Consider the following 24,368-nt stretch of genomic DNA (forward strand, 5'->3'; position numbering starts at 1 on the left):
CGCCGTAGGCCGCCGCGGCGCCGGCGACCGCCTCCGCGGGCGGCGCCGCGGGCGCGGGCCCCTCTGCGCAGGAGACGACGGCTGCCTTCGAGAAGTCCGAGGTCGTCTACGCGTCGCTCTCGGCTGAGGGCGCCCCCGAGGCGGCTTACGTGGTGAACCGCTTCGAGGTGAGCGAGCCGGGGCGCATCGTGGACTTCGGCGCGTACGACGCGGTGACGAACTTGAGCAGCCAGGACCAGCTCGAGCACGACGGGGAGGCCGTGGCCTTCGACGCGCCGGCGGGGTCGTTCTTCTACCAGGGGAACCTCGGCGAGGTGGAGCTGCCGTGGAACGTGGCGCTCTCCTACGCGCTCGACGGGCGCACAGTTGACCCGGCCGACCTCGCCGGCGCGAGCGGCAAGCTCGAGGTGCGCCTGACCACGGAGCGCAACGACGCCGCCGACGTGCCCGAGGGCTTCTACGAGAGCTACATGATGCAGATCACGTTCACGCTGGGCGGGGAAGTGGCGCACGACGTGGCCGCCGAGGGCGCCACGCTCGCCCTGTCGGGAGCCGACCGCACGGCCGCGTTCACGGTGCTGCCCGGGCATGACGGCGACTTCACGCTCACCGCGCAGGTGAGCGACTTCACGATGCCGGGCGTGCAGATCGCGGCCCTGCCGTACACCTCGGTGATCGAGATGCCCGACGCGAGCGGCATGGTCGACGAGATGTCGCAGCTCACGAGCGCCATCAGCCAGCTCTCCGCCGGCACCTCCGAGCTCGCGGGCGGGGTGGGGGCGTTCGCCGGCGGCACCGAGACGCTCGTGGGCACGCTCAACGGGTATTTGGAGGAGCTGGGGGGCGTCTCGGCGCAGATCGACGAGACGCTTGCGCGCATCGAGGAGTCCGGCCTGATCGAGAGCTTGGACTCCGAGAAGCTCGCCGAGCTCAGCAAGAAGCTCACCGAGCTCGCCGAGAAGATAGAGGAGCTGGTGAAGTCGGGGGACGTCTCGCTTGGGGAGCTCGGGACCTCGATGGACAAGCTCTCGGCGAGCAGCGTCACGCCCGGTGAGCTGAAGGGCCTCGACGCGGCCGTGCGCGCGGGCGGGACCGAGGCCGATGCGGCGGCCCTCGAGAAGCTCAAGCAGGCGTACGAGGCCGCGCAGAAGGCGGTGCGCGAGTGGGAGGACGTCCAAGGCTCGCTCGAGGAGCTCTTGGGCGGCTATGACGAGCTCGCCGCGCGCCTGAGGGAGCTCGCCGCGCAGATCGACGCCGTCGCGAGCGCGTTCAGCGAGGAGAACGTCGCGAAGGTGAAGGCGGTCATCGCGCAGATCCGCGCGTTCTCGAAGAGCTACCCGGAGCTCTCGGGCTACCTCGACGCCTACGCCGGGGGCGCGAAGCAGCTGGCGAGCGGGGCTGACGCGCTCGCGGGCGGCATAGGCGCGCTCGACAGCGTGACGGCGGGGCTGCCCGACGTCATGCGCGCCGAGATCGAGCGCATGATGGCCGACTACGAGTTCCCCCCGTTCGAGCCGACCTCGTTCACCTCCGACCGAAACGAGCACACGTCCGAGGTGCAGTTCGTGCTCGCCACCGCCGCCATCGAGAAGCCCGCCGAGGAGCCGGTGGTCGAGGAGGCCCCCGAGCCCACCCTCCTCGACCGCCTCTGGGCGCTCTTCCAGGGGTAGGGCGCGCCGAAGCGGCAGGCGAAGGTGGCGAAGAGGGCCTGCGTGCGCTCACGTGTGTTAAGGCGGTTCGGGGGCGTGCGCTTGCGCGCGCGGGCCTTTGGGGTGTGCGCTCGCGCGTGCGGGCCCCGGGGGCGTATGCTCGCGCTCTCGCGGCGAGATGTGTGCCCTTCGCAGGCTTTGTGGGGAGCTTTGCCCGAGGGGTTGCAAAGTCGCGGTGCTTTCATTACTTTAGGTTCTAAACAAATTCGAACCTAAACAGAAAGGGCAGCGATGAACGAGCAAACCTCTGCGGGTGCATGCGGCTGCGTGGGCGAGGGCGCGCCTGGAGCGTCGGGGGCCCTGGCTTCCGCGACTGTCGGCAACCCCGAGGGCGCGCAGGTCTTCGACGCGCTCCGCGACGAGTTCTTCGATCTCGCGCGTCTCCTCCGCAAGAACCGCCTCATGCCCGTCGTGTCCGTCGACGGCGTCACGCCGACCGAGGCGCGCGCCGTGCGCATGGTCATGGCGGCGAAGAGGAGGTCGAGCGAGAAGCCGGTGCGACCCAGCTGCGTGGCGGCGCTCCTGCACGTGACGCCGTCGGCCTTCTCCCAGGTGCTCAAGAGCCTCGAGGGGAAGGGCCTCGTGGAGCGCGAGCGCGGTGGCGACGACTTCCGCGCGGTGGACATCAACCTGACGCCCGCGGGCCTGCGCCTGGCGCGCGAGGTGGACGCCGTGGCCACGTCGCAGGCTCGCGCGCTCATCGACTACGTGGGCGAGGAGAACTTCCGCGCCCTGCTGCGGACGATGCGCCTCATCGTGGAGTTCCAGGCCCAGCTGCACGACGGCGTCGCCGCAGGCGCTGCGACGGTCGCTGGCGTGGACGCGGGCGCAGGCAACCCCTCGCAGCCTGAAGGCGCGGGCGCGGGCGCTGCAGCGGTCGCTGACGTGGGCGCAGGCAACCCCTCGCAGCCGGAAGGCGTGGGCGCGGGCGCGCATGCGGACGCGCGCGAAGACGCCGCCGCCGTCGCGGATGACGCCCCTGCGTCCCGTGGGGGCGGTGAGGTCCCGTGCGCATAGCCCGCTACCTCCTCGAGCACAAGCTGGCCCTGCTCGTGGTGACCGTGCTGCTCATCGGCCAGGCCGCCGCCGACCTGTCGCTGCCGCGGCTGACCTCCGACATCGTGGACGTGGGCATCCAGCAGCAGGGCGTGGAGCACGTCGCCGCCGACGAGCTGACCGAGCGCACCTTCGAGCTCGCCTGCATGATGTCGCCTGAGGGCGACGAGGAGCTGCTGCGCAGCTCGTACGACGCCGCCGAGGGCGCGTGGCGCATGAACGATGCGGGGCGGGAGCGCATCAAGGAGCTTGACTCCCTGCTCACGCTGCCGCTCATCGCCGCGCACGGCGTGCAGGGGCTCTCAGGTGAGGTTGACCTCGACCAGCTGCTCGCCGCCTACCAGGCGGGGCAGCTGCCGAAGTCCGAGGTCCTCTCCGCCGTCGAGGCGGCGCGCGCGGCGATGGCTGACGTCGAGGAGACGATCATCGAGCAGCAGGGCATCGCCGCGGCGCGCGCCGAGTACGAAGCGCTCGGCTACGACTTGTCCGGCATGCAGATGAGCTACCTCCTGCGCACGGGGGCGGCCATGCTGGGGCTGGCAGCGGCAGGCGCCGCGCTCGCCGTGCTGGTGGGCCTCGTGGCGTCGCGCACGGGCGCGGCCATCGGGCGCGACCTGCGCGAGCGCCTGTTCACGCGCGTCATGGAGTTCTCCGAGGGCGACATCGGCCGGTTCTCGGCCGCCTCGCTCATCACGCGCGGCACCAACGACATCCAGCTCATCCAGATGGTGTCGATCATGCTCATGCGCATGGTGCTCTACTCGCCCATCCTCGCCGCGGGCGGCATCGTCATGGTCATGTCCACCAACGCCTCCATGGGCTGGGTCATCGTGGTGGCCATCGTCGCGGTGTTCGCGGTGATCGCGGTGCTGTTCAAGGTGGTCATGCCGAAGTTCCGCATCATGCAGTCCCTCATCGACCGCGTGAACCTGGTGGCGCGCGAGATGCTCACGGGCCTGCCCGTGGTGCGCGCGTTCGACCGCGAGGACTTCGAGGAGGAGCGCTTCGACGCGGCCTCCACCCACCTCATGAAGACCCAGCTGTTCACCAACCGCGCCATGACCTTCATGATGCCGGCGCTCATGCTCATCATGAACGTCACCTCGGTCGGCATCGTGTGGATAGGCGGCCTCTACGTCGACTCCGGCGTCATCCAGACGGGCGACCTCATCGCGTTCATCACCTACTCCATGGTCATCATCATGAGCTTCCTCATGATCGGCATGATCTCGATCATGCTGCCGCGCGCTGACGTGGCGGCGGGCCGCATCAACGAGGTGCTTGCGACGGCGCCCTCCGTCACCGACCCGGCGTCGCCGACGGCGGCAGCCGGCGAATCGGCGGGAGAACTGGCTGGCGCTCTGGGGGCAAGCGACCCGGCGTCGCCAGCTTCCAACCCCTCGCGCCCGCGCGGCGCCCAGATCGTCTTCGACGACGTGTCCTTCCGCTACGACGACACGAGCGAGTACGTGCTCGAGCACGTGAGCTTCACGGCCGAGCCGGGCAGCACGCTCGCCGTCATCGGATCGACGGGGTCGGGCAAGTCCACCGTGTGCAAGCTCATCGAGCGCTTCTACGACGTGAGCGCGGGCGCCGTGCGCGTCGACGGCGTCGACGTGCGCGCAATGGCGCAGTCCGACCTGCGCGGGCAAATAGGGTACGTGCCGCAGAAGGCGTTCCTGTTCACGGGCACGGTGGAGTCGAACGTGACCTACGCCGACGAGGGCATGGCGGCGTCCCGCGTGGACGAGGCCCTCGCGGTGGCGCAGGCGGCCGGCTTCGTGGCCGAGAAGGCCGGCGGCCTGGACGCGCCCATATCGCAGGGCGGCACCAACGTCTCGGGCGGCCAGCGGCAGCGCCTGTGCATCGCGCGGGCGCTGGCGGCTGACGCGCGGGTGCTCTTGTTCGACGACTCGTTCTCGGCGCTCGACTACAAGACCGACGCCGACCTGCGCGCCGCGCTCGACGCCCGCGCCCGCGGTGTGACGCGCGTGATCGTGGCGCAGCGCATATCCACCATACAGGGAGCCGACTGCATCGTGGTGCTCGACGAGGGCCGCGTGGTGGGCAAGGGGACGCACGAGGAGCTCATGCGGGACTGCGAGGAGTACCGCGCCATCGCGCTGTCGCAGCTCTCGGAGGAGGAGCTCGGGATGGGAGGTGATGCTGCATGAGGGGCAAGGTCAGAGAACCCGAGGCCGTGAAGGCCGCCCGCGCCGTCATGGGCGCCCAGGCGCTCGGCGCGCAGGACGTCGCCGACATGCCGGCGGCCCACGACGCGATGACGCCCGAGGAGCGCGCCGCCGCGCGCCGCGCGCGGGCCGAGGCCGTGAGGCAGCAGGCCTACGCCTCCTCAGGCAAGAAGGGCGCCCCGCGGCGCCGCCCGCACGGCCACGGCGCGCGCATGCCCGGCGAGAAGCCCCGCGACTTCAAGGGCACCATGCGCAAGATGCTCGCCTTCATGGGGCAGTTCAAGGTGCACCTCGTGGTGATCTTCGCGTTCGCCGTCGGCTCGACCGTCTTCAGCATCGTGGGGCCCAAGGTGCTCTCCGAGGCCACCACCGCGCTCTTCGAGGGCCTGGTGGCGAAGGTGTCGGGCACGGGCGGCATCGACTACGAGCTCGTCGCGCGCATCCTGCTCACCACGCTGGGGCTCTACGCGCTGTCGGCGGCGTGCTCGTGGGTGCAGGGCTGGGTCATGGCGTACGTCTCCCAGCAGACGTGCTACCGCCTGCGCGGCGCCATCGCGCGCAAGATCGACCAGATGCCCTTCAGCTACTTCGACAAGAACTCGACGGGAGACGTGCTCTCGCGCGTCACCAACGACGTGGACACGCTCGGGCAGAGCCTGAACCAGGGCGTCACCCAGCTCATCACGTCGGTGACCACCATCGTGGGCGTGCTCGTCATGATGCTGTCGATCAACGGGGCCATGACGCTCGTGGCGCTGCTCGTCGTGCCGGTGTCCATCGTGCTGGTCATGGTGGTGGTGAAGCGCTCGCAGAGGCACTTCTTCGCGCAGCAGGCGCTGCTCGGCCAGATCAACGGCCAGGTGGAGGAGACCTTCTCCGGGCATGCCGTGGTGAAGGCGTTCCGCCGCGAGGACGAGGTCGTGCGCGCCTACCGCGCCACCAACGAGCGGCTCTACGAGGCGGGCTGGAAGTCGCAGTTCCTCTCCGGCCTCATGCAGCCCGTGATGAACTTCGTGGGCAACCTGGGGTACGTGGCCGTGGCCATCTTCGGCGCCCTGCTGGCCGCGCGCGGCACCATCACCGTCGGTGACATCCAGGCGTTCATCCAGTACGTGAAGAACTTCACGCAGCCCATCACGCAGCTCGCGCAGGTGTCCAACGTGCTTCAGCAGATGGCCGCGGCCGCCGAGCGCATCTTCCAGTTCCTCGACGAGCCCGAGCAGGACGCCGAGCGCGCGACGGCGCGCACCGACGACGTGGCGTGCGACGTGGAGTTCGACCACGTGAGCTTCGGCTACCGCGCCGGCGAGCCGGTCATCAACGACTTCTCCGCGCGCGTGGAGGAGGGCCAGACGGTGGCCATCGTGGGGCCGACGGGCGCGGGCAAGACCACCATGGTGAAGCTGCTCATGCGCTTCTACGAGGTTGACGGCGGCGCCATCCGCATCGGCGGGGTGGACGTGCGCGACTTCGCGCGGGCCGACGTGCGCGGGATGTTCGCCATGGTGCTGCAGGACACGTGGCTGTTCAGCGGCACGATCGCCGAGAACATCGCCTACGGCAAGCTCGACGCCACGCGCGAGGAGATCGAGGCGGCGGCGCGCGGCGCGTGCGCGCACCACTTCATCACCACGCTGCCGGGCGGGTACGACTTCGTGATCAACGAGGACGCCTCCAACGTCAGCCAGGGCCAGCGGCAGCTGCTCACCATCGCGCGCGCCCTTCTGGCGAATCGGCGCATGCTGATCTTGGACGAGGCCACCAGCTCGGTCGACACGCGCACCGAGGAGCGCATCCAGCAGGCGATGGACAACCTCATGGCGGGGCGCACGTCGTTCGTGATCGCGCACCGGCTCTCCACCATCAGGAGCGCCGACCTCATCCTGGTGATGGATCATGGAGACATTGTCGAGCAGGGCACGCACGCTGAGCTTTTGGCCCTTGGAGGTTTCTATGCCGAGCTGTATAATTCACAGTTCGTAGACTGCATCGACGAGGTCGACTGAAGGCGCGGCGCGTCACGTTGCGCCGCAGGGCGTGGCACGCGCGGGGGCGCGCGCCACGCTGCGCGAGAAGCCGCAGGTCGACCCTGAGCCATAGAGAGACGCAACCTTGATCATGCCGCATATGGAAGACGACTACGTGCTGGTTCCCTGCGAGGGCGCCTCGGATCCCCGGGAGCTCCCCGAGGGCGTGGTGCGCGTGACGCCCGGGGCGCTCGGCGCCGCGCGGCTGATGCCGGGAGCTGGGGAGGGCGCCGCGGGCGCGGGGGCGTTCGCCGCGGATGCAGGGGCGTTCGCCGCGGCCACCCCCGGTCACGCAGCTGCTTCTGATGCCGCGGCCACCCCTGCGCCCTCATCTGCTTCTGATGCCGTGACCACCCCCGGCCCTGCAGGCGCGGACGGCAAGGTGCGCATCGCGGTGTTCGACTTCGACGGCACGACGCTCACGGGCAACTCGCCCGTCATGCTCGTGCGCCACCTGGCGCGCGAGGGCAAGCTCGCCCCGTCGGTGATCGCGCGCATCCTCGTGTGGGGCGGCGCGTACAAGGCGCGCCTGCCCCAGAACGAGAGCTGGGTGCGCGGGCTGGTGTTCTCGGCGTTTCACGGCAAGCCCGTGGCGCAGGTGAACGAGTACCTGCGCGCGTTCTATCGCCGCAAGGTGTCGCCGCGCGTGCGCGCGGAGGCGGTGCGCGCCATGCGGGCGCACCTCGACGCGGGACATGTGGTGGTGTGCGTGTCGGCGACGTTCGAGCCCATCATCGCGGCGGCCATGCTCGAGCACCCCATCCAGTACGCGATCGCCACGCGCATGAGGGTCGACGCGTACGGCTGCTACACCACGCAGGTGGAGGGGCTGCCCGTGGAGGGGGAGGAGAAGGTGGCCGCCCTCGCGCGGTTCGCCGACGAGCGCTTCGGCGCGGGGAGGTGGGAGGTCGGCTGGGCCTACGGGGACCACCACTCTGACCGCGCTCTGCTCGCCAGCGCCCGGGAGGGTCACGCTGTGACCCCCGACCGCCCCCTCAAGAGAACCGCCCAAGAGCGAGGCTACGAGATCCTCGACTGGGAATAAGATTCGGAGTAGTTGACGCGAGCGCCATGGATTCCGCTTCGCTTGCGGTTACGGCATCGTTGCTCTATCCGCCTGTTGAGAGGACGGGGAAGAGGGGAGGGAGCGCAGCGTCCGGTACGCCCTCATCGCAGTGCTCCGGCTGAGCTTCGATACGTCCCCTTTCAGGAACGCGTAGAAGTTCCCCTTGTTCAGCCCCGTGATCCTGCATGCCTCGGCGCGGCTTATGCCCTTCTGCTCGAGCAGCGTCACAAGGGAGGTAGCGACCCTCTGCAGCGTCTGCCGATCGGTTTGCTTCCGTGCCTTTTCGGCGCGCCACGCGATGAGGGGGCGCCTGTACCTGCTTCTCTCGGGCAGCGTGTCGAGAAAGCGCTCCAGCGCAAGGCCCGACCGATGAAAGCGGGTCGTCATGTGCCGATACGCGTCGAACACGCTGGAGCCGACCGCCTGCTTCATTAGGTAGTCTTCCCTGTGATCGCAGAGCGACAAAAGGAGAAGCGGCTCGAAAACGCGCGGCCGCCCCTGCTTCGCGATGGCGAACAGCTTCTTCAGGCTTGACGTCTGCGCGCCTGCGAGCTCTTGGCAGTACTTCAGAAGGAATCCGCGAAACGTGAGCATTACCGTCGCCATCCTTCCTCGTATGCGTGATAGTTGTGAAGCAGGTTCTTCAGCTCTCGATCTTGTTCGGGCAAAGCGCAACGGCTCGCCGCCGCCTCTTCGGGAGAATGCACAAGGTGGTCGAGAACCGCCCAGTCCAGCTTTTTCAGAAACTCAGGTGCGGTAAGATCGGCCATGTCAGGAGCCTCCCATCGATACAGCTTCATTACTGCCACGTCTTCAAGCGAGGGAACGTAAATGTCGAGCACATAGGTGTCCAGGTCAATGCGTTCGATACGGTCCTCGAAGTTGTAGGGGAGGCATGCTTCGTAAGCTGCGCACTGACTGTTGAAATCGGCATCACGAAGAAGGAAAGGTTTCACTGATTCCTCGGCCCGAAGGATGTCGACGTCTTTCGTCGCTCCTTTTGACGAAAGGTTGCTCAGCAGCAATGCGCCTGCTCCCACTATGATGACGCCGACGCGTTGTCCCTCCTGAAGGACCCCAGAAAAGAAGATGTCTTCATCGATGCGCTTCAGTTTGGAGATAAGCTCAGCCTTGTCCATCGCTCCTCCTATAGTATTATTTTTTGATAATAATACTATAGGAGGAGCGACAAGAAGAGTTGATTGCGAAACAATAGATTAAAGCTCTACGATCCTCTTATTCACGTGATAAGGAGTAGCGTGAGGTCTATGTATTGCCCTAAGTGCGACAGCAGGATTGAAGCTGAAGTGACCGAAGCGGTGGTCCCCCTTACCGTGAGGAAAGTCGACGTGCGCGCTCGCCAGCTTCGGGCGGTTTGCCCGCATTGCGGTGAGGCGATCGCCGATGAGGAGATCTCCCGCTCGAATCTGGAGTCTGCTTTTGCCGCCTACCGCGCAGAGGAGAATCTGCTGTCTCCTTGCGAGATAAGGGAGTCTTACGCGCGATACGGCTTGACCCAGAAGTCGTTCGCCACGCTCTTGAACCTCGGCGGCGCGACCTTGAGCCGATACGAGCATGGCGCGTTGCAGACGAAGCAGATTGACGTGGCGATAAGGCGGGCGAGCCAACCCGAGAGCATGCTCGCGCTGCTCGATGAGCATGACGGCGAGATCCCGGCGAGCCAAGCCGAGTCCGCCCGTCAAAAGGCCCTCGCCCTCTTGGCCAATGAGGCTGGCGACCATGCTTTTGCGGGAAATCCAGTTGGCAACTTCCGCTTGCTGCTGTCGGAGGAGCCCCCTTCCGAGCGCAACGGGTTCAGGAAGCTCGACTGGGGCCGTGTCGTGCAAATGGCCGTCTACATGGCGCAGCATTGCGCAAACCTCGGCCGCACGAAGCTGAACAAGGCCATGTTCTACGCGGACTTCTCGTGCTTTGCGGATACGGCCTGCTCTATGTCGGGACTCGTATACGCGCATGCCACGCATGGGCCGATCGTGGATCAGTATGACGTGGTTTTCGGGCAGCTGGTCAGGCAAGGGCACCTTCTCGAAAGGTCGGCTTCATGCGGCCCGTATGAAGCGACGGTGTTCAAGACGGGGGAGGAGTTCGATCCCAGCCTGTTCACGAGCCAGGAGCTTCGCATCCTTGAGAGGGTCGCCGAGTTCGTGAACGGCTTTGGCACGGCGAAGGAGCTCAGCGATTACAGCCACCAGGAGAAGCTCTGGATGGAAAGCGACGACGGCATGCCGCTTTCCTACCTCGATGCATATGAGCTCAACAGCCTTGAGCAATTCGTCGGGGTCTAACATAGACGTTTAGCACAGGCGTCGGACGCCGGGTCCTCCCTTGCCTGCTTCTGCGATGCGCTCGGGTTCGCCGTCGGGCTCGCCGTCGGGCTCATGTCGGGGGGGGGTCGATAATCGCGTCACTGCCCCAGTGGCGGAATTCGAAATCGAAAAAAAGACGCGTTTGATACAATGATCGGAAGCTTCGCTTGAGAAGCCCAACGCTCTAAACCTAAGGAAAATGCGGGAGAACCTACATGGCAACGAGGGAATATGAACTGATCCTGGATTCGCTCCAGATGACGGCGGTTTATGTCATCCGGGAGGACAATCACGAAATTCTATACTTCAACAAGCGGGTCAGGGAGATTGCGCCGAATATCGAGAAGGGCATGATTTGCCATGAATTGTGGGAGGGCGCCTGCGACAACTGCCCGCTGCTGTATATCGGGGACAAAAACGAAGCCCGCTCGGTGAATTATGGTGATCCGTTTGGCGAGGTCGTGGAGATTGCGGCCACCCGCATTCTCTGGGAAGAAGAGGTTCCGGCGTTCGTGATTGCCGTCACGCCCTACGCGGAGGTGGCCAATCACATTTACCACAAGGTTTTGCGGGGGAATCTGACGACGGACAGCTACATGATCGTGAAGGCCGACGAGGAGGAGATGCAGAAGCTGCGCGGACACATGGGCTCTCTCTCCGACTGGTTCCTGGGCGTTTCCAAATGCGGCTATGTCTATGAGGAGGATATCGAGCGATACGAGAGCTTCGTCCACTTCGACCATGCGAAAGCCGAATTGAAAGAGGGCGTGAAGAAGCTGAGCTGCATCTATCGCCGCAAACACGGAGACACCTACAGATGGCACCACCTGGAGGTCGTTCCGGATTTTGACTATACCGACGACAACCAGAAGGTCATGATCTGCCTGAAGGACATCCACGATGCCTTCAGGGAGGGGCTTGCAAGAGAAGAAGTCAACATCCGCAACCAGGAGATCATCAACACGCTGGGAGAGACGAACTTTGCGATCTACGTCGTAGACCTGCAGACGGGCCGCGTGAACATCGTGCAGGCCACGGAAAAGATCAGACGGAACGTGGACACGGAGAACTCCCTCTGGGACGACACGTTTCAGGGCATCGGCGCCGGCTACATATCCCCCGAGGACCGGGAGAGGGTGTACGACCAACTCTCCCTGGAGTCCATGAGAACGGCGTGGGAGAACGGAGAAGAGAAGAGGACCATTCTGTGCCGGGTGTTCCTGTATGGCGACTGGCGGTATGTCTCGGTATCAGCCTACCTGAAGGAAAACAAGAAACAGGGCGGCTACGCTATCCTGACTTTTCAGGATGTGGACGAGCAGACGAAGAGAGACATGGAGCAGATGCGCAACGACCAGAGAATGGCGGCCATCATCCGATCCAGGTACAGCATATTGAGCACCGTCGACCTGGAGACCGGAATCTGCGAGAGGGTCTATCTGCGGGAGGGCGTTACCAGCAGGCGCGTAGAGGGCGACTATGATTACTATGTCAGAAAGGCCTCTGAGGAAACTGTCGTAGAGGCGGACAGAGGGACGTTCGAAAAGACGCTGTTCCTTGAGAATCTTCGAAAGAACGCTGAGACGGTGCAGGATTTTCGGGAGGATGTCTGCCAGTACAGGCACCGGGGGGAATCCCCGCTGTGGACCGAGGAGCACGTGCTCTACATCCGGCAGGGGGAGAAGACCCTGGTCAACGTATTAGGACGGGACGTTACGGCGGAGAAGCTGGCGGAGGAGCAGGCCTACCGGGAGTCCGCCGAGAAGGCCTCCATCATCAGCAGCCTGAGCAGCATGTTCTTCGCCACCTATTACATCGACCTTGAGAACGAGACCCTCAGGCCCGTCAGGCAGAAGGAAGCGGTCAGCCAAGTCCTGGGCGAAGAGAGGAACTACACCCAGGCGATCCGCCTCTATGCCGAGAACTTCATCTCCGCCGACGACAGGGAGGAGTATCTGGAATACGTCAGCTACCGCAGGCTGCTGAGCACCCTGAGCGCGGAGCAGCCGGTGGCTGCCTTCGAATACCGCATGGTGCCCGATCAGAACAACCGCAGGGCATGGATTCGCGCCAGCGTCATACTGGCTGAGACCACCGACGACGGCCGGCCGAAGCGGGCGCTGTATGCGGCGCAGGATGTGACGGAGAGCAAGCTGCGGGAGGAGCGGGAGCAGCAGGCGCTGAGGGAAGCCTGCGACGCCGCCAACTACGCCAACGCGGCCAAGAGCGACTTCATGTCGAGAATGAGCCATGACATCAGAACGCCCATGAACGCCATCGTCGGAATGACGGCCATCGCGGGAAAGCACCTGGAGGACAGGGAGCGCGTCGAGGACTGCCTGAAGAAGATCACGATCTCCAGCCGGCACCTTCTCTCGCTGATCAACGAAGTTCTTGACATGAGCAAGATCGAATCCGGGAAAATCGACCTGATGGAGGAGGAGGTGAACCTCTCCGACCTGATCGGAAGCCTGGTCACCATGATTCGGCCCTCCATGCAGGAGAGAAAGCACAACTTTGACGTGCATATTGCGAACGTGGAGCACGAGCGCGTAATCGGCGACGCCATGAGGCTGCAGCAGATTTTCATGAACATATTGGGAAACGCGGTGAAGTACACGAACCCGGGTGGAAACATCGAAATGGAGATCAACGAGAAGCCGTTCAAAACCTATGGCTACGGCTGCTACGAGTTTGTTTTCCGGGACAACGGAATCGGCATGAGCAAGGAGTTTCTGGAGAGGCTGTTCGAGCCCTTCAGCCGTGCGGAGGATTCCCGGGTAAGCAAGGTCGAGGGCACGGGGCTCGGAATGGCCATCGCGAGGAACATCGCCCGCAGGATGAGCGGCGATATCACGGTGGAGAGCGAGCTGGGCAAGGGTACGGAATTCGTCGTGACGCTGATCCTCAAGCACATGGATGCGCAGGCGCCCGATACGGAGAAGCTCGCGGACCTGCCGGTGCTGGTGGTGGATGACGACAAAAACGCCGTCGAGGCGTCTTGCCTGATCCTCGAGAACATCGGAATGAAGGGCGAGTATGTTCTGAGCGGAATGGAAGCCGTGCAGCGGGTGGGTGAGCGCCACCGAAGCGATGAGGATTACTTTGCCGTGATCCTGGACTGGCAGATGCCGGGAATGGACGGCATCGAGACAGCGCGGGCGATTCGCGAAGACGTTGGCGATGACGTGCCCATCATCATCCTCTCGGCCTATGATTGGAGCGCCGTAGAGGAAGAGGCGCGCCGCGCAGGCGTCAACGGGTTCATCTCCAAACCGCTGTTCAAGTCCCGTCTGGTATATCTCTTCAACCAGATCCTGGACGACGATCGCGGCAAGGAGCTTCCGGAGGAGGCCTCGCTTTCGGACATGAAGCTGGAGGGGAAGAGGATTCTCCTGGTCGAGGACAATGTGCTGAGCCGGGAAATCGCGGAAGACATCATCGGCGAGACGGGCGTGACGGTTGAGTGCGCGGAAAACGGACAGGAGGCCCTGGAGAAGTTCGAGGCATCGGGGGAGAGCTACTACGACATGATCCTGATGGATATCCAGATGCCGATCATGAACGGGTACGAGGCCACCGAGGCCATCAGAAAGCTGCCCCGCAAGGACGCTGCCGAGATTCCGATCATCGCCTTGACCGCGGACGCTTTTTCGGAGGATGTTCAGCGCAGCAGGGCTGCCGGCATGAACGAGCACCTCACCAAGCCGCTGGAGATCGACCACCTGATGAGGTGCCTGGAGACATGGCTGGGAGACGAAAAGGCTTAAAGGGGCGGCGGCGATAGCCTGGCGTCAATCCTGAAGCTCGGGCGCTGGCCTCCGTTGGCTGCGAGCAGCTTCATGGCGGCTCCCTTGAAACGAACTGGTGTCGACATCCTGATGATGCTCCGTCCGACTTAGCGGAAGATGGCATGGGAAGAGGAAGAAAGCGCGATGTAAAGAGGTTTTGACAACGCTCTCGGCCCCGTGCAAGCCCATTTGGCGGACAATGACGGAAAAGCCCTGTAGGGTGGGATCCGCAAGGCATGGAAGGAGGGCCGCATGGAAGTCGGCAAGACCATCAGGAATCTGCGCACGGAGTCGGGGATGTCGCAGGAAGAGCTCGCCGGGAAGGCGTTCGTGAGCCGCCAGACGATCTCCAGCTGGGAGAACGGCAAGTCCTATCCGGACGTGCAGAGCCTGAGCCTCATCGCCGGGCTCTTCGGGACCTCCATTGACGCGCTCGTGAAAGGAGACCTGCCCATGATTGACGCAAGAATCGCAGAGGAGGACGTGAGGGCGTTCAAGAAGAACGCGGCGCTGTACGGGACGCTCCTCGTGGCGTCCCTCGCTATAGCGGTCGTGGCGTTCGCACAGGAGAACTGGCTCGCCCTCGCGGCGGGCGCGCTCGTGTACGCGCTGTCGCTGTACTTCGCGTTCCTCGTAGACCACGACAAGAAGAAGTACGAGGTTCAAACCTACCGCGAGATCAAGGCGTTCTGCAGCGGAGCCTCCCTCGACGAGATCAAGGCGCAGCGCGTCCCCGAGCGGCTGGGCGTGAGCGTCATGAGGAAGCTCCTGCTCGGCGGGTGCGTCGGCGCAGCCGTCGGGGTCGTGACGGCAGGGATCGTGCGCCTGCTCTGACGCATGGCGCGGGCTCGGGGCCTCCTGGATGCCGAGGTCCCCGAGCTCGTTCAGGTTGCTTGCTTCCACTGATAACTGCGAGATTCGATCCATCGGCTTCGATGGATCGACGTGCGCGATGCTCGCTTCGCACCCCTTCCTCAAATGATATCCTTTTGGTCGCAAAATATGATGTTTCCGTCGCGCTTGGGCGCAGGTGGGGATGTTTGGGCTGATTGGCCACTTGCTGTCGGCTAAAATGCGCTATGACACATGACGTGGGCGCATGCTCTGGGCGCCCGCACAAGGCAAGGAAGGTGGGATCGTGTTGGAGAACTTCGAAGCCAACACCTCAAGTCGCGACGACGGCTCACGCGGGCAGGCCGCCGAGTACCTCAAGCGCGCCATGACGGCGGTCTCCGACGGGGACGCGGTCTTGGGCATGCACCTGTACATGGCGGCGTTCGAGGAGGCGGCGCACGAGAGCGACGCGCCCTCGGAGGACGCGGTGTTCGGGCTGAAGAAGGCGTGGGCGCTGGCCTGCTCGCACAAGGAGCGCTCGCTCGCCGAGTACATCTTCGAGCGCATGGAGCCCTACCTCACGCCTGACGAGGTGGCCGTGTGCTCGAGCGAGCTGCAGAACCTCGCGCTCGACAAGCTCGAGGAGTACGGGCTCTCGCGCACCGAGCTCGAGGACATGGCGCAGATGATCACCGAGGACTTCCTGGGCCTTGACGCGCACGTGGTGAAGATCGACCACATCCTGAGCCACAAGATCCCCGCGTCCGGGCTCATGCTCGACGTGCCGGGCGAGCAGGTGGCCGCCGAGGAGCCTGGCGCGGCAAGCGAGCAGGGGCAGGCTGCCCTTGGCGTGCCCACGGCGCCCGCGGCTGGCGAGGGCTCCGCTGCTCCCGGCGCCTCCGCGGCTGCTCCCGCCCCTGAGCCCGGCCGCGCGCTCGCGGCGTCCGAGGCCGCCGCTTCCGCTTCCGAGCCTTCCGAGTCGCCCGCCGAGTTTCTGGCGAAGGCCGCCGAGGAGCTCAGCGCCAAGCTCGGCGCGGAGGAGCGCGTGCTTTCCTACGACAACCTCGCCGGCTACGACTCGACCATCCAGGTCATGCGCGACTTCGGCATCGGCCTGCAGGACGACGCGGAGTTCCAGAGGTTCGTGGGGCTCATGAACGCGCGGCACGGCCTCGACCGCATGCCGGCGCTCGACACCATGCTGTTCCGCTCCCCGGCGCGCGAGGACGCCAACCGCTTCGCGGAGGCCACGCTCGGCGAGCTCGAGCTGCCCACGCTGCGCATGCACATGGAGGAGAGCCTGCAGGGCATGCCGGTTCTGTGCGTGACGGTGCAGGCCAACAAGGCGGTGAAGATCAGCACGCTGCGCGACGCGTTCACGTCCGGCGGCGTCCTTCTGCTCGAGGACCTCGACCTGTGGAGCTCGCCCATCGCCGAGATGAGCGAGGAGTCGGGCAACTTCCTCATGGCGCAGCTCACGCGCGGCGCGCGCGAGGCCGTGAGCCTCATCCGCTGGGCGGTTGACAACCCGGACGTGTACGTGCTGGCCACGTCGGCGACAAGCTCCGAGATAGACGGCTTCTTCCTCGAGCTGCTCGAGCCGCTGACGCTCGTGGACATCGACTACCCCACGCCCGAGGAGCGCATCGACATCTGGATGGACATCGCGCGCGAGCACCCGTCTATGCGCGGCGTCAACCGCGCCGACCTGGTGCGCCTGTCGGCCAACATGCCGCGCTTCGACATGTACATGGCCGCGCGCGAGGCGCTCGAGGACGCCTACAAGACGGGGCTCATGATGCGCCGCTACCAGCCGGTCACGCGTGACAACCTCTTCGACAAGCTGGCGGCCTACCAGCCGCTCGACTCGACCGAGTACCACGAGCTCGAGGAGGCGGTCATCCGCGACTTCCGCGCCGACCTCTCCCACATCGACGACCTCCTTCGGGGCGAATAGGGGAGGTGCGCGGTGGACATCACGCGTCGGTGCGACTACGCATGCCGCATGCTGCGGGCCGTGTGCACGGGCCAGGGGCGCATCTCGGTCGCCGAGATCGCCGAGTCGGAGGACATCCCCTACGCGTTCGCGCGCAGCATCCAGCATGACCTGGTGAAGGCGGGCTTCTTGCGCACGGTGCGCGGCGCGCGCGGCGGCGTGTCGATGGCGCGCCCGCTCGAGGAGGTCACGGTGCTCGACGTGCTGCGGGCCGTCGAGGGCACGGTGGCCATCTCGCCGTGCTCGGAGGACCCCGCGTACTGCCCGCGCAGCAGCTCATGTGCCTACCACCGCGTGTGGTGCGGCGCCGACCGCCTGCTCGAAGGCTACTTCAGCGACATCACGCTGGCCGACCTGTTCGGCGAGGCCGTGGCGGCAGGGCTCGCGGAAGGGGAGGACTTGCCCGAGGCGTCGTCTGAGGCGGGCGAAGAAAGCGAAGGGACCGCTGCCGAAGCGGGTGAAGCGGGCCCGTCTGGGGCATCCGAGGCGGCGGAGGCTCCCGCGCATGCGTGAGGTCGCGTGGCCTGAGGGCGGCCTGCCGCGCGCCGAGTTCGTGGAGCGCGTGCGCGCGATGGGCGAGGCGCACTACCGCGAGCTGCCGTGGCGGCACCTCGACGACGCGTACGCGGTGCTCGTGTCCGAGGTGATGCTGCAGCAGACGCAGGTGGCGCGCGTGGAGAAGTTCTGGCGCCGCTTTCTCGGCGCGTTCCCCACGATCGACGCGCTGGCCGCGGCGAGCACCTCCGACGTGCTCGAGCGGTGGCAGGGCCTCGGGTACAACCGCCGGGCGCTCGCGCTGAAGAAGGCAGCCGAGACGTGCGCGGCGCGCTACGCCGGGCATCTGCCGCGCGCCTACGAGGAGCTTGTGGCGCTGCCGGGCATCGGCCCCGCCACGGCGGCCGGCGTGCGCGCGTTCGCCTGGCAGCTGCCGGGCGTGTACCTGGAGACGAACGTGCGCGCGGTCTTCCTGCACGACCTGTTCCCGCATGACGAGAAGGTGCCCGACCGCACGCTCATCCCGCTCGTGGAGGCGACGTGCCCGCCCGCGCCCGACGGCTCGCTTCCCGACGGCGCTTTCCCAGACGCCCTCTTCAGCCCGCGCAGCTGGTACTATGCGCTTCTGGACTACGGCGCGCACCTGAAGGCGACGGGGGCGAACCCCACGCGTAAGAGCGCGCACTACACGCGCCAGTCGGCGTTCGAGGGGTCGCGGCGGCAGAAGCGCTCCTGGATCGTGCGGCGCGTGCTCGCGGCTGACGCCGATGCGGGCGTGCGCGCGCAGGAGGTTCACGCTGAGCTCGACGCGGCGGAGCGCGCGTCCGGGCGCGACGGCGTCGACGAGGCGACGTTCGCCTCGATCGTGGACGACCTTCTGTCGGAGGGCTTCTTCAAGCGCACCGGCGACGTCTTGGTTCCGTAAGGGTTTCGGAGGGGGAGAGATGGGCTTCGTCGAGCTTCTCATGATCGCCGTGGGGCTGTCGATGGACGCGTTCGCGGTGTCGGTCTGCAAGGGCCTGTGCATGAAGCGCGTCAACTGGAGGCACGCGTTCGTGATCGCGCTGTTCTTCGGGGGCTTCCAGGGGCTCATGCCGATTGTCGGCTGGGCTCTGGGCACGCAGTTCGCCGCGCTCATCACGCCGGTCGACCACTGGATCGCCTTCGCCCTGCTCGCCTTCATCGGCGGCAAGATGCTGTGGGATGCGTTCCATGAGGACGACGAGGCGCAGGGGTGTCCGGCCGATCCCAAGCTCGACCTGCGCGAGCTCGTCATGCTCGCCGTCGCCACGAGCATCGACGCGCTGGCGGTGGGGATCACGTTCGCGTTTCTGGGCGTGAACATCGTCGCCGCGGCGGCGCTCATCGGCGTCACCACGTTCGCGCTGTCGTTTGCGGGCGTGGCCATCGGCAACCAGTTCGGCAGCCGCTTCGAGAAGCCCGCCGCCATCGCCGGCGGCGTCGTGCTCGTCCTGATAGGAGCGAAGATCCTCCTCGAGCACCTGGGGATCATCTAGCGGCAAGCGGCAGGGTGGACGGAGGGGCGGTGCCTACCAAGCGAGTTCCGCAGCGACTGGAACAGCCCAGCGGGCTGTTCCACAAAGCGAGGACTGTCCGAGCGACTAGGCTCTGCCCCTCCGTCCGCCCGGACACCTGCCCAGCCGCCGCCGAACGCGTAATCTACTCCACGGGGTAGCTTCCGAGCACCTTCACTTCGCGCAGCTTCAGCCTCAGGCAGTTCAGGGCGGTCTGCACGGCGATGTCGTTCACGGACCCCTCGAACTCCACGAAGAACATGTAGTCGCCGAGCTGCTGCTTGGTGGGGCGCGACTGGATCATCGACAGGTTGATGTTCGCGTAGGCGAACTCCGACAGGATCATGTTGAGCGTGCCGGCCTTGTCGGCCTGGAGGAACAGCGCGAGCGTGGTCTTGTAGCGCTCGCCGGCAAGCTGCGGCGCGCTGCCGGGGCGTCCGATGAGCGCGAAGCAGGTCTGGTTGCCGAAGTGGTCCTCGATCCCCATCTTCGCCACCCGCGCGCCGTGCAGCTCGGCTGCGAGCTCGTTGGCGATGCCGGCGATGCTCACGTCGCCCGCGGCCAGGCGCGCGCTCTCGGCCGTGGAGGACACGGTGAGCGTGGAGCGGCCGGGCAGCCTCTCGTTGAGGTAGCGGCGGCACTGCGCGAGCCCCTGGGGGTGCGAGGCCACCGTGCGGATGTCCTCGAGCTTCGCGTCGGGGTGCACCACGAGGCAGTGGTGGATGTCGACCACCTTCTCTGCGAGGATGACCGCCGAGCTGCGGAACGCGAAGTTGTCGAGCGTGGCCGTGACAGACCCCTCGAGCGAGTTCTCCTTGCCCACCACGCCGAACGCCGCGCGCCCGCGGTCGACGCAGTCGAACACCTCGTCAAACGACGCGCACTCCAGCAGGTCGGGGCTTTCGAACCCCAGGCGCTCGGCAAACGAGCGGGCCGCCTCGTGCGTGTAGGTGCCGACGGGGCCGAGGAATGCGATGGTGCGGTCGATGCTGCTCATGACAGGTTGGCTTCCTTTGCGTTCGTGTATGCGTATGCGCGCCGCGTCGAAACGAGCGCGGCGCGCGATGCTTCCTTGGCGGGTCGTCGCGATGCCGTGCGCGCGACGCGCCGGGCGCAGAAGCGCCAACTGCATATGATAGCGCTCATGCGCTCACGTGGGCGCATGACTTGCGCTGATCTGCGCTCGGGCGGGCCGGAAGCGCACGCGTTTGAGCGCCGCGCATGCCGTGCGCGCGCGGTGTTGCGGCGTGCGGCGTTTCCCCTCGTTTTCCTGCGGATATGTTACGCAAGGAGAGGCTCGTAACATTTTGATGCCATTGGCGGCTTCTCCGATGCTTTTTTGTGGTTTGGCGTTCACAAGACCTTCAAATATGTGGAAAATGACTCCCGCATGTAAAGGACGAGGACACCTAGAGGAGGTGTACACATGGAAAATCAGGCCACGATTTCAGAGTTCGATAGCATTCTGTCATCTCGCGGTGTCACCCGTCGTAGCTTCATGAAGCTCTGCGGTGCCGTCGCGGCCGCTGCGGGTCTTTCGCAGCTCGCCACGCCGCGCGTTGCTCAGGCGCTTGAGAAGTCTGTGATCGGCGCTACGAAGGGCGACCTGTATCCGGTCATTTGGATTGAGGGTGCATCCTGCACGGGCTGCACGGAATCCTTTGCCCAGATCGAGTCCCCTGACCCGGCGACGATCGTGCTCGACATGATCTCCCTGAACTACTCGGAGACGCTGTCGGCAGCTGCGGGCCACTCGATGGAGGAGGCCAAGGCCCAGACCATCGCAGCCGGTGACTACATTCTCGTGTACGAGGGCGGTGTGCTGGAGGGCTTCGACTACAACACGCTGCGCGTTGCGGGCGAGACCGGCAACGTGGCGCTCGAGGAAGCTGCCGAGCACGCCAACGCGGTGGTCGCCATCGGCTCCTGCGCCGTCAACGGCGGCTGGATGGCAGCCCATCCGAACCCGGCGGGCGCCCTGGGCGTCCAGCAGTACCTGCAGAAGGTCGGCATCACCACCCCGGTCATCAACATCCCGGGCTGCCCGGTCAACCCCGAGTGGCTCATGGCGGTGCTCGTTGACGTCGTGCTGCTGAAGGACCCGAGCCTCATCAAGCTCAACAGCTTCAACATGCCCGAGGGCATGTTCGGCCAGTCGCTCCATGACAACTGCGAGCGTCGCGGCCACTTCGAGAACGGCGAGTTCGTCTACGAGTTCGGCAGCGAGGAAGAGGCCAAGGGCTACTGCCTCTACCCGCTGGGCTGCCGCGGTCCCCAGACCAAGTCCAACTGCGGCGTGGTCATGTGGAACAACCGCCGCTCCTGGTGCGTGCAGGCCGGCTCTCCCTGCATCGGCTGCTGCGAGGCCAACCCGAACAACCCCGGCCAGAACTGGGTCGAGGTCAACACGCCGTTCTACAAGCGCCATCGCGACCTGCGCGTGGGCGGCCTGGTGTTCCAGCCCGGCACCGTCGCGCTCGCCGTCACCGGCCTGGTGGCTGCGGCGCTCGTGGTGCACGGCTTCGGCATGAAGAAGACCGGCCGCATGGACGGCGGCGCGGACTTCGAGACCATCCGCAAGTGGGACAAGGCGCATCCCGAGCAGTCGATCGGCACCTACGCCGATGCTGAGAAGGGCGGTCCTATCCTCGACGACGACGCGCTGTACGAGGCCAACGCCGGCCACGCGCGCCCGGTTCGCGGCAAGATCGCTGCCGACGAGTCCGCCGATTCGGCTGACGCAGAAGAAAACTAGGAGGTGAGCCTATATGACACGTTCTGTTATTGACCCGATTACCCGTATCGAGGGCCATCTGCGCGTGGAAATGGAAGTGACCAACGGCAAGGTCTCCGACGCGTGGGTGTCTGGAGGCTGCTTCCGCGGCATGGAGATGGTCGTCGAGGGCCGTACGCCCGAGGACGCCGCACAGATCGTCCAGCGCATCTGCGGCGTTTGCCCGGTCTCTCATTCGCATGCGTCGACCATCGCGGCTGAGAAGTCCTACGGCATCACCATTTCCAACAACGCGCGCATCATCCGCAACCTCATCGAGGGCGCGCAGTTCCTGCACAGCAACATCCTGTGGTTCTACAACCTCGCTGCGCTCGACTACGTGAACCCCCTCAACGCGCTGAACGCCAACGTCGCCGACGTGTACGACCTGGCGGCCACGTACTACAACACCAACGAGGGCGAGGCCATCACCTCCACGAACACCGACTTCGTGGCGCTGAAGGAGAAGCTCACCAAGTTCGCCGCGAACGGGCAGCTGTCCATCTTCTCGGGCAACTGGTTCGACGCCGACGAGGGCACCGCCTACAAGCTCACCCCCGAGCTCGACCTGGTCTGCACCGCGCACTACCTTGAGGCGCTCAAGATGCAGGCGCGCTCCTCTGAGGTGGCTGCGCTGCTCGGCGGCAAGATGCCCCACGTCATGACCATCATCCCGGGCGGCACGGCGTTCGTGCCCACCGAGCAGAAGCTCGATGACCTCAAGGCCATGGTCGACGAGATCTACAACTGGGTCTCCACCACCATGATCCAGGACACCCTGGCGCTGGCTCCGGCCTACCGGGATGGCCTGAACTGGGGCAAGGGCTGCGGCCGCTACATCGCTTGGGGCGTCTTCGAGGGCCAGGGCTGGCCTTACGGCGACGACTACATCGAGCAGATGAAGAACCGCTACATGCCCATGGCCGTCCTCGACGAGAACCTGAAGGTCTCCGACGTCGAGGAGAGCCTCATCACCGAGTTCATGGGCCACTCGTGGTACAAGGGCTCCGACACCTTCACGTCGCCGTACTTCACCACCGAGCCGGAGTTCACCGAGTACAACGTGGAGGACCGCTACTCCTGGGTGAAGTGCCCCGCTTACGACGGCAAGCCCATGGAGGCCGGCAGCTTGGCCCGCATCCTCGCGGCTTACCAGCGCAAGGTCCCGTTCATCGTCAAGCACGTGGACGAGTTCCTGGTCAAGCTCGGCGCGGCGCTCGGCCTGCCCGGCGCGGCTCCGCTGTCCGCGGCTCAGTCCACGCTCGGCCGTACCGCCATTCGCCAGGTCGAGACGCTCTACGTCGCCACCCTCATGAAGGAGTGGGTCGTCGAGCTCATGGAGGCCGTCAAGTCGGGCGACTCCGAGTACTTCCGCAAGCCCCAGACCATCACGGGCGAGGGCACGGGCTTCTGGGAGGCCCCGCGTGGCGCGCTCTACCATTCCGAGAAGGTCAAGGACGGCAAGATCGAGGGCTACCAGATCATCATCCCGTCCACGTGGAACCTCGCTCCCATGAACGCCGACGGCGTACACGGCCCGCTGGAGCAGGCGCTCATCGGCATCCCGGTCGAGGACGTCGAGAAGCCCATCAACGCGCTGCGCACCGTGCACTCGTTCGACCCCTGCACCGCTTGCGCCGTTCACGTGACCGAGCCTGCCACGGGCAAGTCCTTCGAGACGGTTACGAGCCCTTGGGGGGTGAAGTAAGATGGCACATCTCGCACATTACCGTGAAGCCCATCCGCTGCTGTTCGTGGTGACCCACTGGATCAACCTGATCGCCATGATCGTGCTCATCGTCACCGGCTTCAGCATCCATTTCCCGTTCTGGCCCCTGTTCATGGGCGTCGCGCGCGGCATGCACGTGTTCTTCGGCTTCGTGCTGTTCCTGAACTGCATGTTCCGCGTGATCGCGGCCTTCTTCGTGAAGACCTCCCCCACGGGCGGCACCCGCAAGCAGGTCAAGGACTACAAGACCTGGCTGCCGCAGAAGGACAACCGCCATCAGGCGCTCGAGTGGGTCAAGTACTACCTGTTCCTGCGCAAGACCCATCCGCTCGGAGCGAAGCTCGGCGTGCCGCAGAAGCTCAGCTACCTGCTCATCCCGATCCTGATCGTTCTGATGTTCTGGACGGGCCTGTGCCTGTGGGCTCCCACCATGAACCTTGGCGCCATGTGGGCGACCACCACGTTCCTGGGCGGCCTCATGAGCGTGCGCATCATCCACTACTTCCTGATGTACGTGTTCATCGTGTTCATGTTCATCCACGTGTACCTGGCCAACGTCGAGGGCTTCGCGCCCACGGCTCTCATGTTCATCCACAAGGAGCATGGCGGCCTGGTGTACGATCCCGACGCGCACAACATCGTCGGCGAGGACAACATCAAGCACTAGACGCGCATCGCGCACAGCATGTGTGTACGGAGGCGCCCCGCGGTCGCGGGGCGCCTCCTTTTGTCGTTGCGTGTTGTAAGGGGTGTGGGCTGCAAGGGGCGTGTCGGGCGCTAGGAGGTGCGTCGGGCGGCGCGTTGCGCGACGGCTCCGCTTGTCGGCGGGTTGGCTCGG

18 protein-coding genes are annotated in these 24,368 nt (G+C 65.5%); 15 read left to right on the top strand and 3 right to left on the bottom strand.

Annotated elements, in window-relative coordinates; translation table 11 throughout:
• Positions 1-149 precede the first annotated feature (149 nt).
• From G7Y49_RS02500 to G7Y49_RS02520, 5 genes are all read left to right on the top strand, one after another.
• Positions 150-1,670 (top strand): hypothetical protein, encoded by a 1,521-nt coding sequence (locus G7Y49_RS02500; RefSeq protein WP_165170908.1) that lies wholly within the window; start codon positions 150-152, stop codon positions 1,668-1,670.
• Positions 1,671-1,940: 270 nt separating this feature from the next.
• A complete protein-coding gene (locus G7Y49_RS02505) occupies positions 1,941-2,726 on the top strand; it encodes a MarR family winged helix-turn-helix transcriptional regulator (protein WP_165170910.1) in 786 nt (261 codons plus the stop codon).
• Entirely contained in the window at positions 2,717-4,939 is a 2,223-nt protein-coding gene (locus G7Y49_RS02510; RefSeq protein WP_165170912.1) for an ABC transporter ATP-binding protein, read from the top strand. Before G7Y49_RS02505 ends, G7Y49_RS02510 begins: the two co-directional genes overlap by 10 nt.
• Before the next feature lie 230 nt (positions 4,940-5,169).
• Complete coding sequence (locus G7Y49_RS02515; protein ID WP_206214531.1) at positions 5,170-6,963, top strand: ABC transporter ATP-binding protein; 1,794 nt, start codon at positions 5,170-5,172, stop codon at positions 6,961-6,963.
• 121 nt (positions 6,964-7,084) lie between these two features.
• Positions 7,085-8,029 carry an HAD family phosphatase gene (locus G7Y49_RS02520; protein WP_241157234.1) on the top strand — a complete coding sequence of 315 codons (945 nt, stop codon included), beginning with the start codon at positions 7,085-7,087 and terminating at the stop codon, positions 8,027-8,029.
• A gap of 48 nt (positions 8,030-8,077) precedes the next feature.
• On the opposite strand, the gene G7Y49_RS02525 is transcribed toward G7Y49_RS02520, so the two are convergent.
• On the bottom strand, positions 8,078-8,644 hold the full coding sequence (locus G7Y49_RS02525; protein ID WP_206214525.1) for a helix-turn-helix transcriptional regulator: 567 nt from the start codon (positions 8,642-8,644) through the stop codon (positions 8,078-8,080).
• Positions 8,644-9,189 (bottom strand): DUF6036 family nucleotidyltransferase, encoded by a 546-nt coding sequence (locus tag G7Y49_RS02530; protein WP_165170916.1) that lies wholly within the window; start codon positions 9,187-9,189, stop codon positions 8,644-8,646. The genes G7Y49_RS02525 and G7Y49_RS02530 overlap by 1 nt, the downstream gene beginning before the upstream one ends.
• Positions 9,190-9,318: 129 nt before the next feature.
• Between G7Y49_RS02530 and G7Y49_RS02535 the strand changes: the two genes are divergently transcribed.
• The 7 genes from G7Y49_RS02535 to G7Y49_RS02565 all read left to right on the top strand — a co-directional run bounded on the left by G7Y49_RS02535 (position 9,319) and on the right by G7Y49_RS02565 (position 19,010).
• Positions 9,319-10,356 carry a type II TA system antitoxin MqsA family protein gene (locus G7Y49_RS02535; RefSeq protein WP_165170917.1) on the top strand — a complete coding sequence of 346 codons (1,038 nt, stop codon included), beginning with the start codon at positions 9,319-9,321 and terminating at the stop codon, positions 10,354-10,356.
• Between the two features lie 236 nt (positions 10,357-10,592).
• On the top strand, positions 10,593-14,147 hold the full coding sequence (locus G7Y49_RS02540; RefSeq protein WP_165170918.1) for a response regulator: 3,555 nt from the start codon (positions 10,593-10,595) through the stop codon (positions 14,145-14,147).
• A 273-nt stretch (positions 14,148-14,420) separates the two neighbouring features.
• The gene (locus G7Y49_RS02545) at positions 14,421-15,002 is read left to right on the top strand and encodes a helix-turn-helix domain-containing protein (protein ID WP_165170919.1); all 582 of its coding nucleotides are present in this window, start codon (positions 14,421-14,423) and stop codon (positions 15,000-15,002) included.
• Between the two features lie 304 nt (positions 15,003-15,306).
• On the top strand, positions 15,307-16,959 hold the full coding sequence (locus tag G7Y49_RS02550) for a ribonucleotide reductase subunit alpha (RefSeq protein ID WP_241157235.1): 1,653 nt from the start codon (positions 15,307-15,309) through the stop codon (positions 16,957-16,959).
• Between the two features lie 12 nt (positions 16,960-16,971).
• Entirely contained in the window at positions 16,972-17,511 is a 540-nt protein-coding gene (locus tag G7Y49_RS02555; RefSeq protein ID WP_165170921.1) for an Rrf2 family transcriptional regulator, read from the top strand.
• A complete protein-coding gene (locus tag G7Y49_RS02560; RefSeq protein WP_165170922.1) occupies positions 17,504-18,418 on the top strand; it encodes an adenine glycosylase in 915 nt (304 codons plus the stop codon). The genes G7Y49_RS02555 and G7Y49_RS02560 overlap by 8 nt, the downstream gene beginning before the upstream one ends.
• 19 nt (positions 18,419-18,437) lie before the next feature.
• Entirely contained in the window at positions 18,438-19,010 is a 573-nt protein-coding gene (locus G7Y49_RS02565) for a manganese efflux pump MntP family protein (protein ID WP_165170923.1), read from the top strand.
• 163 nt (positions 19,011-19,173) lie between these two features.
• Here G7Y49_RS02565 and pheA read toward each other — a convergent pair whose 3' ends face one another.
• On the bottom strand, positions 19,174-20,025 hold the full coding sequence (gene pheA / locus G7Y49_RS02570; RefSeq protein ID WP_165170924.1) for a prephenate dehydratase: 852 nt from the start codon (positions 20,023-20,025) through the stop codon (positions 19,174-19,176).
• Positions 20,026-20,454: 429 nt separating this feature from the next.
• Between pheA and G7Y49_RS02575 the strand changes: the two genes are divergently transcribed.
• From G7Y49_RS02575 to G7Y49_RS02585, 3 genes are read left to right on the top strand one after another with little or no spacing between them, the layout of a single operon-like run.
• Positions 20,455-21,783, top strand: coding sequence for a hydrogenase small subunit (locus tag G7Y49_RS02575; RefSeq protein ID WP_165170925.1), 1,329 nt, complete (start codon positions 20,455-20,457; stop codon positions 21,781-21,783).
• A 13-nt stretch (positions 21,784-21,796) separates the two neighbouring features.
• Positions 21,797-23,509, top strand: a complete 1,713-nt coding sequence (locus tag G7Y49_RS02580) for a nickel-dependent hydrogenase large subunit (protein ID WP_165170927.1) — start codon at positions 21,797-21,799, stop codon at positions 23,507-23,509.
• Position 23,510: 1 nt separating this feature from the next.
• Positions 23,511-24,197 carry a cytochrome b/b6 domain-containing protein gene (locus G7Y49_RS02585; RefSeq protein ID WP_165170929.1) on the top strand — a complete coding sequence of 229 codons (687 nt, stop codon included), beginning with the start codon at positions 23,511-23,513 and terminating at the stop codon, positions 24,195-24,197.
• Positions 24,198-24,368: the final 171 nt, after the last annotated feature.

This window comes from Adlercreutzia sp. ZJ242 (assembly GCF_011038995.1).
GTDB lineage: Bacteria > Actinomycetota > Coriobacteriia > Coriobacteriales > Eggerthellaceae > CAAEEV01.

Excerpts from the sequence above, each read along its gene's own strand:
- G7Y49_RS02545 (WP_165170919.1), top strand. The coding sequence starts at position 14,421 with ATGGAAGTCGGCAAGACCATCAGGAATCTGCGCACGGAGTCGGGGATG.
- pheA (WP_165170924.1), bottom strand. The coding sequence starts at position 20,025 with ATGAGCAGCATCGACCGCACCATCGCATTCCTCGGCCCCGTCGGCACC.
- G7Y49_RS02565 (WP_165170923.1), top strand. The coding sequence starts at position 18,438 with ATGGGCTTCGTCGAGCTTCTCATGATCGCCGTGGGGCTGTCGATGGAC.
- G7Y49_RS02530 (WP_165170916.1), bottom strand. The coding sequence starts at position 9,189 with ATGGACAAGGCTGAGCTTATCTCCAAACTGAAGCGCATCGATGAAGAC.
- G7Y49_RS02560 (WP_165170922.1), top strand. The coding sequence starts at position 17,504 with ATGCGTGAGGTCGCGTGGCCTGAGGGCGGCCTGCCGCGCGCCGAGTTC.
- G7Y49_RS02540 (WP_165170918.1), top strand. The coding sequence starts at position 10,593 with ATGGCAACGAGGGAATATGAACTGATCCTGGATTCGCTCCAGATGACG.
- G7Y49_RS02585 (WP_165170929.1), top strand. The coding sequence starts at position 23,511 with ATGGCACATCTCGCACATTACCGTGAAGCCCATCCGCTGCTGTTCGTG.
- G7Y49_RS02535 (WP_165170917.1), top strand. The coding sequence starts at position 9,319 with ATGTATTGCCCTAAGTGCGACAGCAGGATTGAAGCTGAAGTGACCGAA.
- G7Y49_RS02525 (WP_206214525.1), bottom strand. The coding sequence starts at position 8,644 with ATGCTCACGTTTCGCGGATTCCTTCTGAAGTACTGCCAAGAGCTCGCA.
- G7Y49_RS02520 (WP_241157234.1), top strand. The coding sequence starts at position 7,085 with ATGGAAGACGACTACGTGCTGGTTCCCTGCGAGGGCGCCTCGGATCCC.
- G7Y49_RS02580 (WP_165170927.1), top strand. The coding sequence starts at position 21,797 with ATGACACGTTCTGTTATTGACCCGATTACCCGTATCGAGGGCCATCTG.
- G7Y49_RS02505 (WP_165170910.1), top strand. The coding sequence starts at position 1,941 with ATGAACGAGCAAACCTCTGCGGGTGCATGCGGCTGCGTGGGCGAGGGC.
- G7Y49_RS02515 (WP_206214531.1), top strand. The coding sequence starts at position 5,170 with ATGCCCGGCGAGAAGCCCCGCGACTTCAAGGGCACCATGCGCAAGATG.
- G7Y49_RS02575 (WP_165170925.1), top strand. The coding sequence starts at position 20,455 with ATGGAAAATCAGGCCACGATTTCAGAGTTCGATAGCATTCTGTCATCT.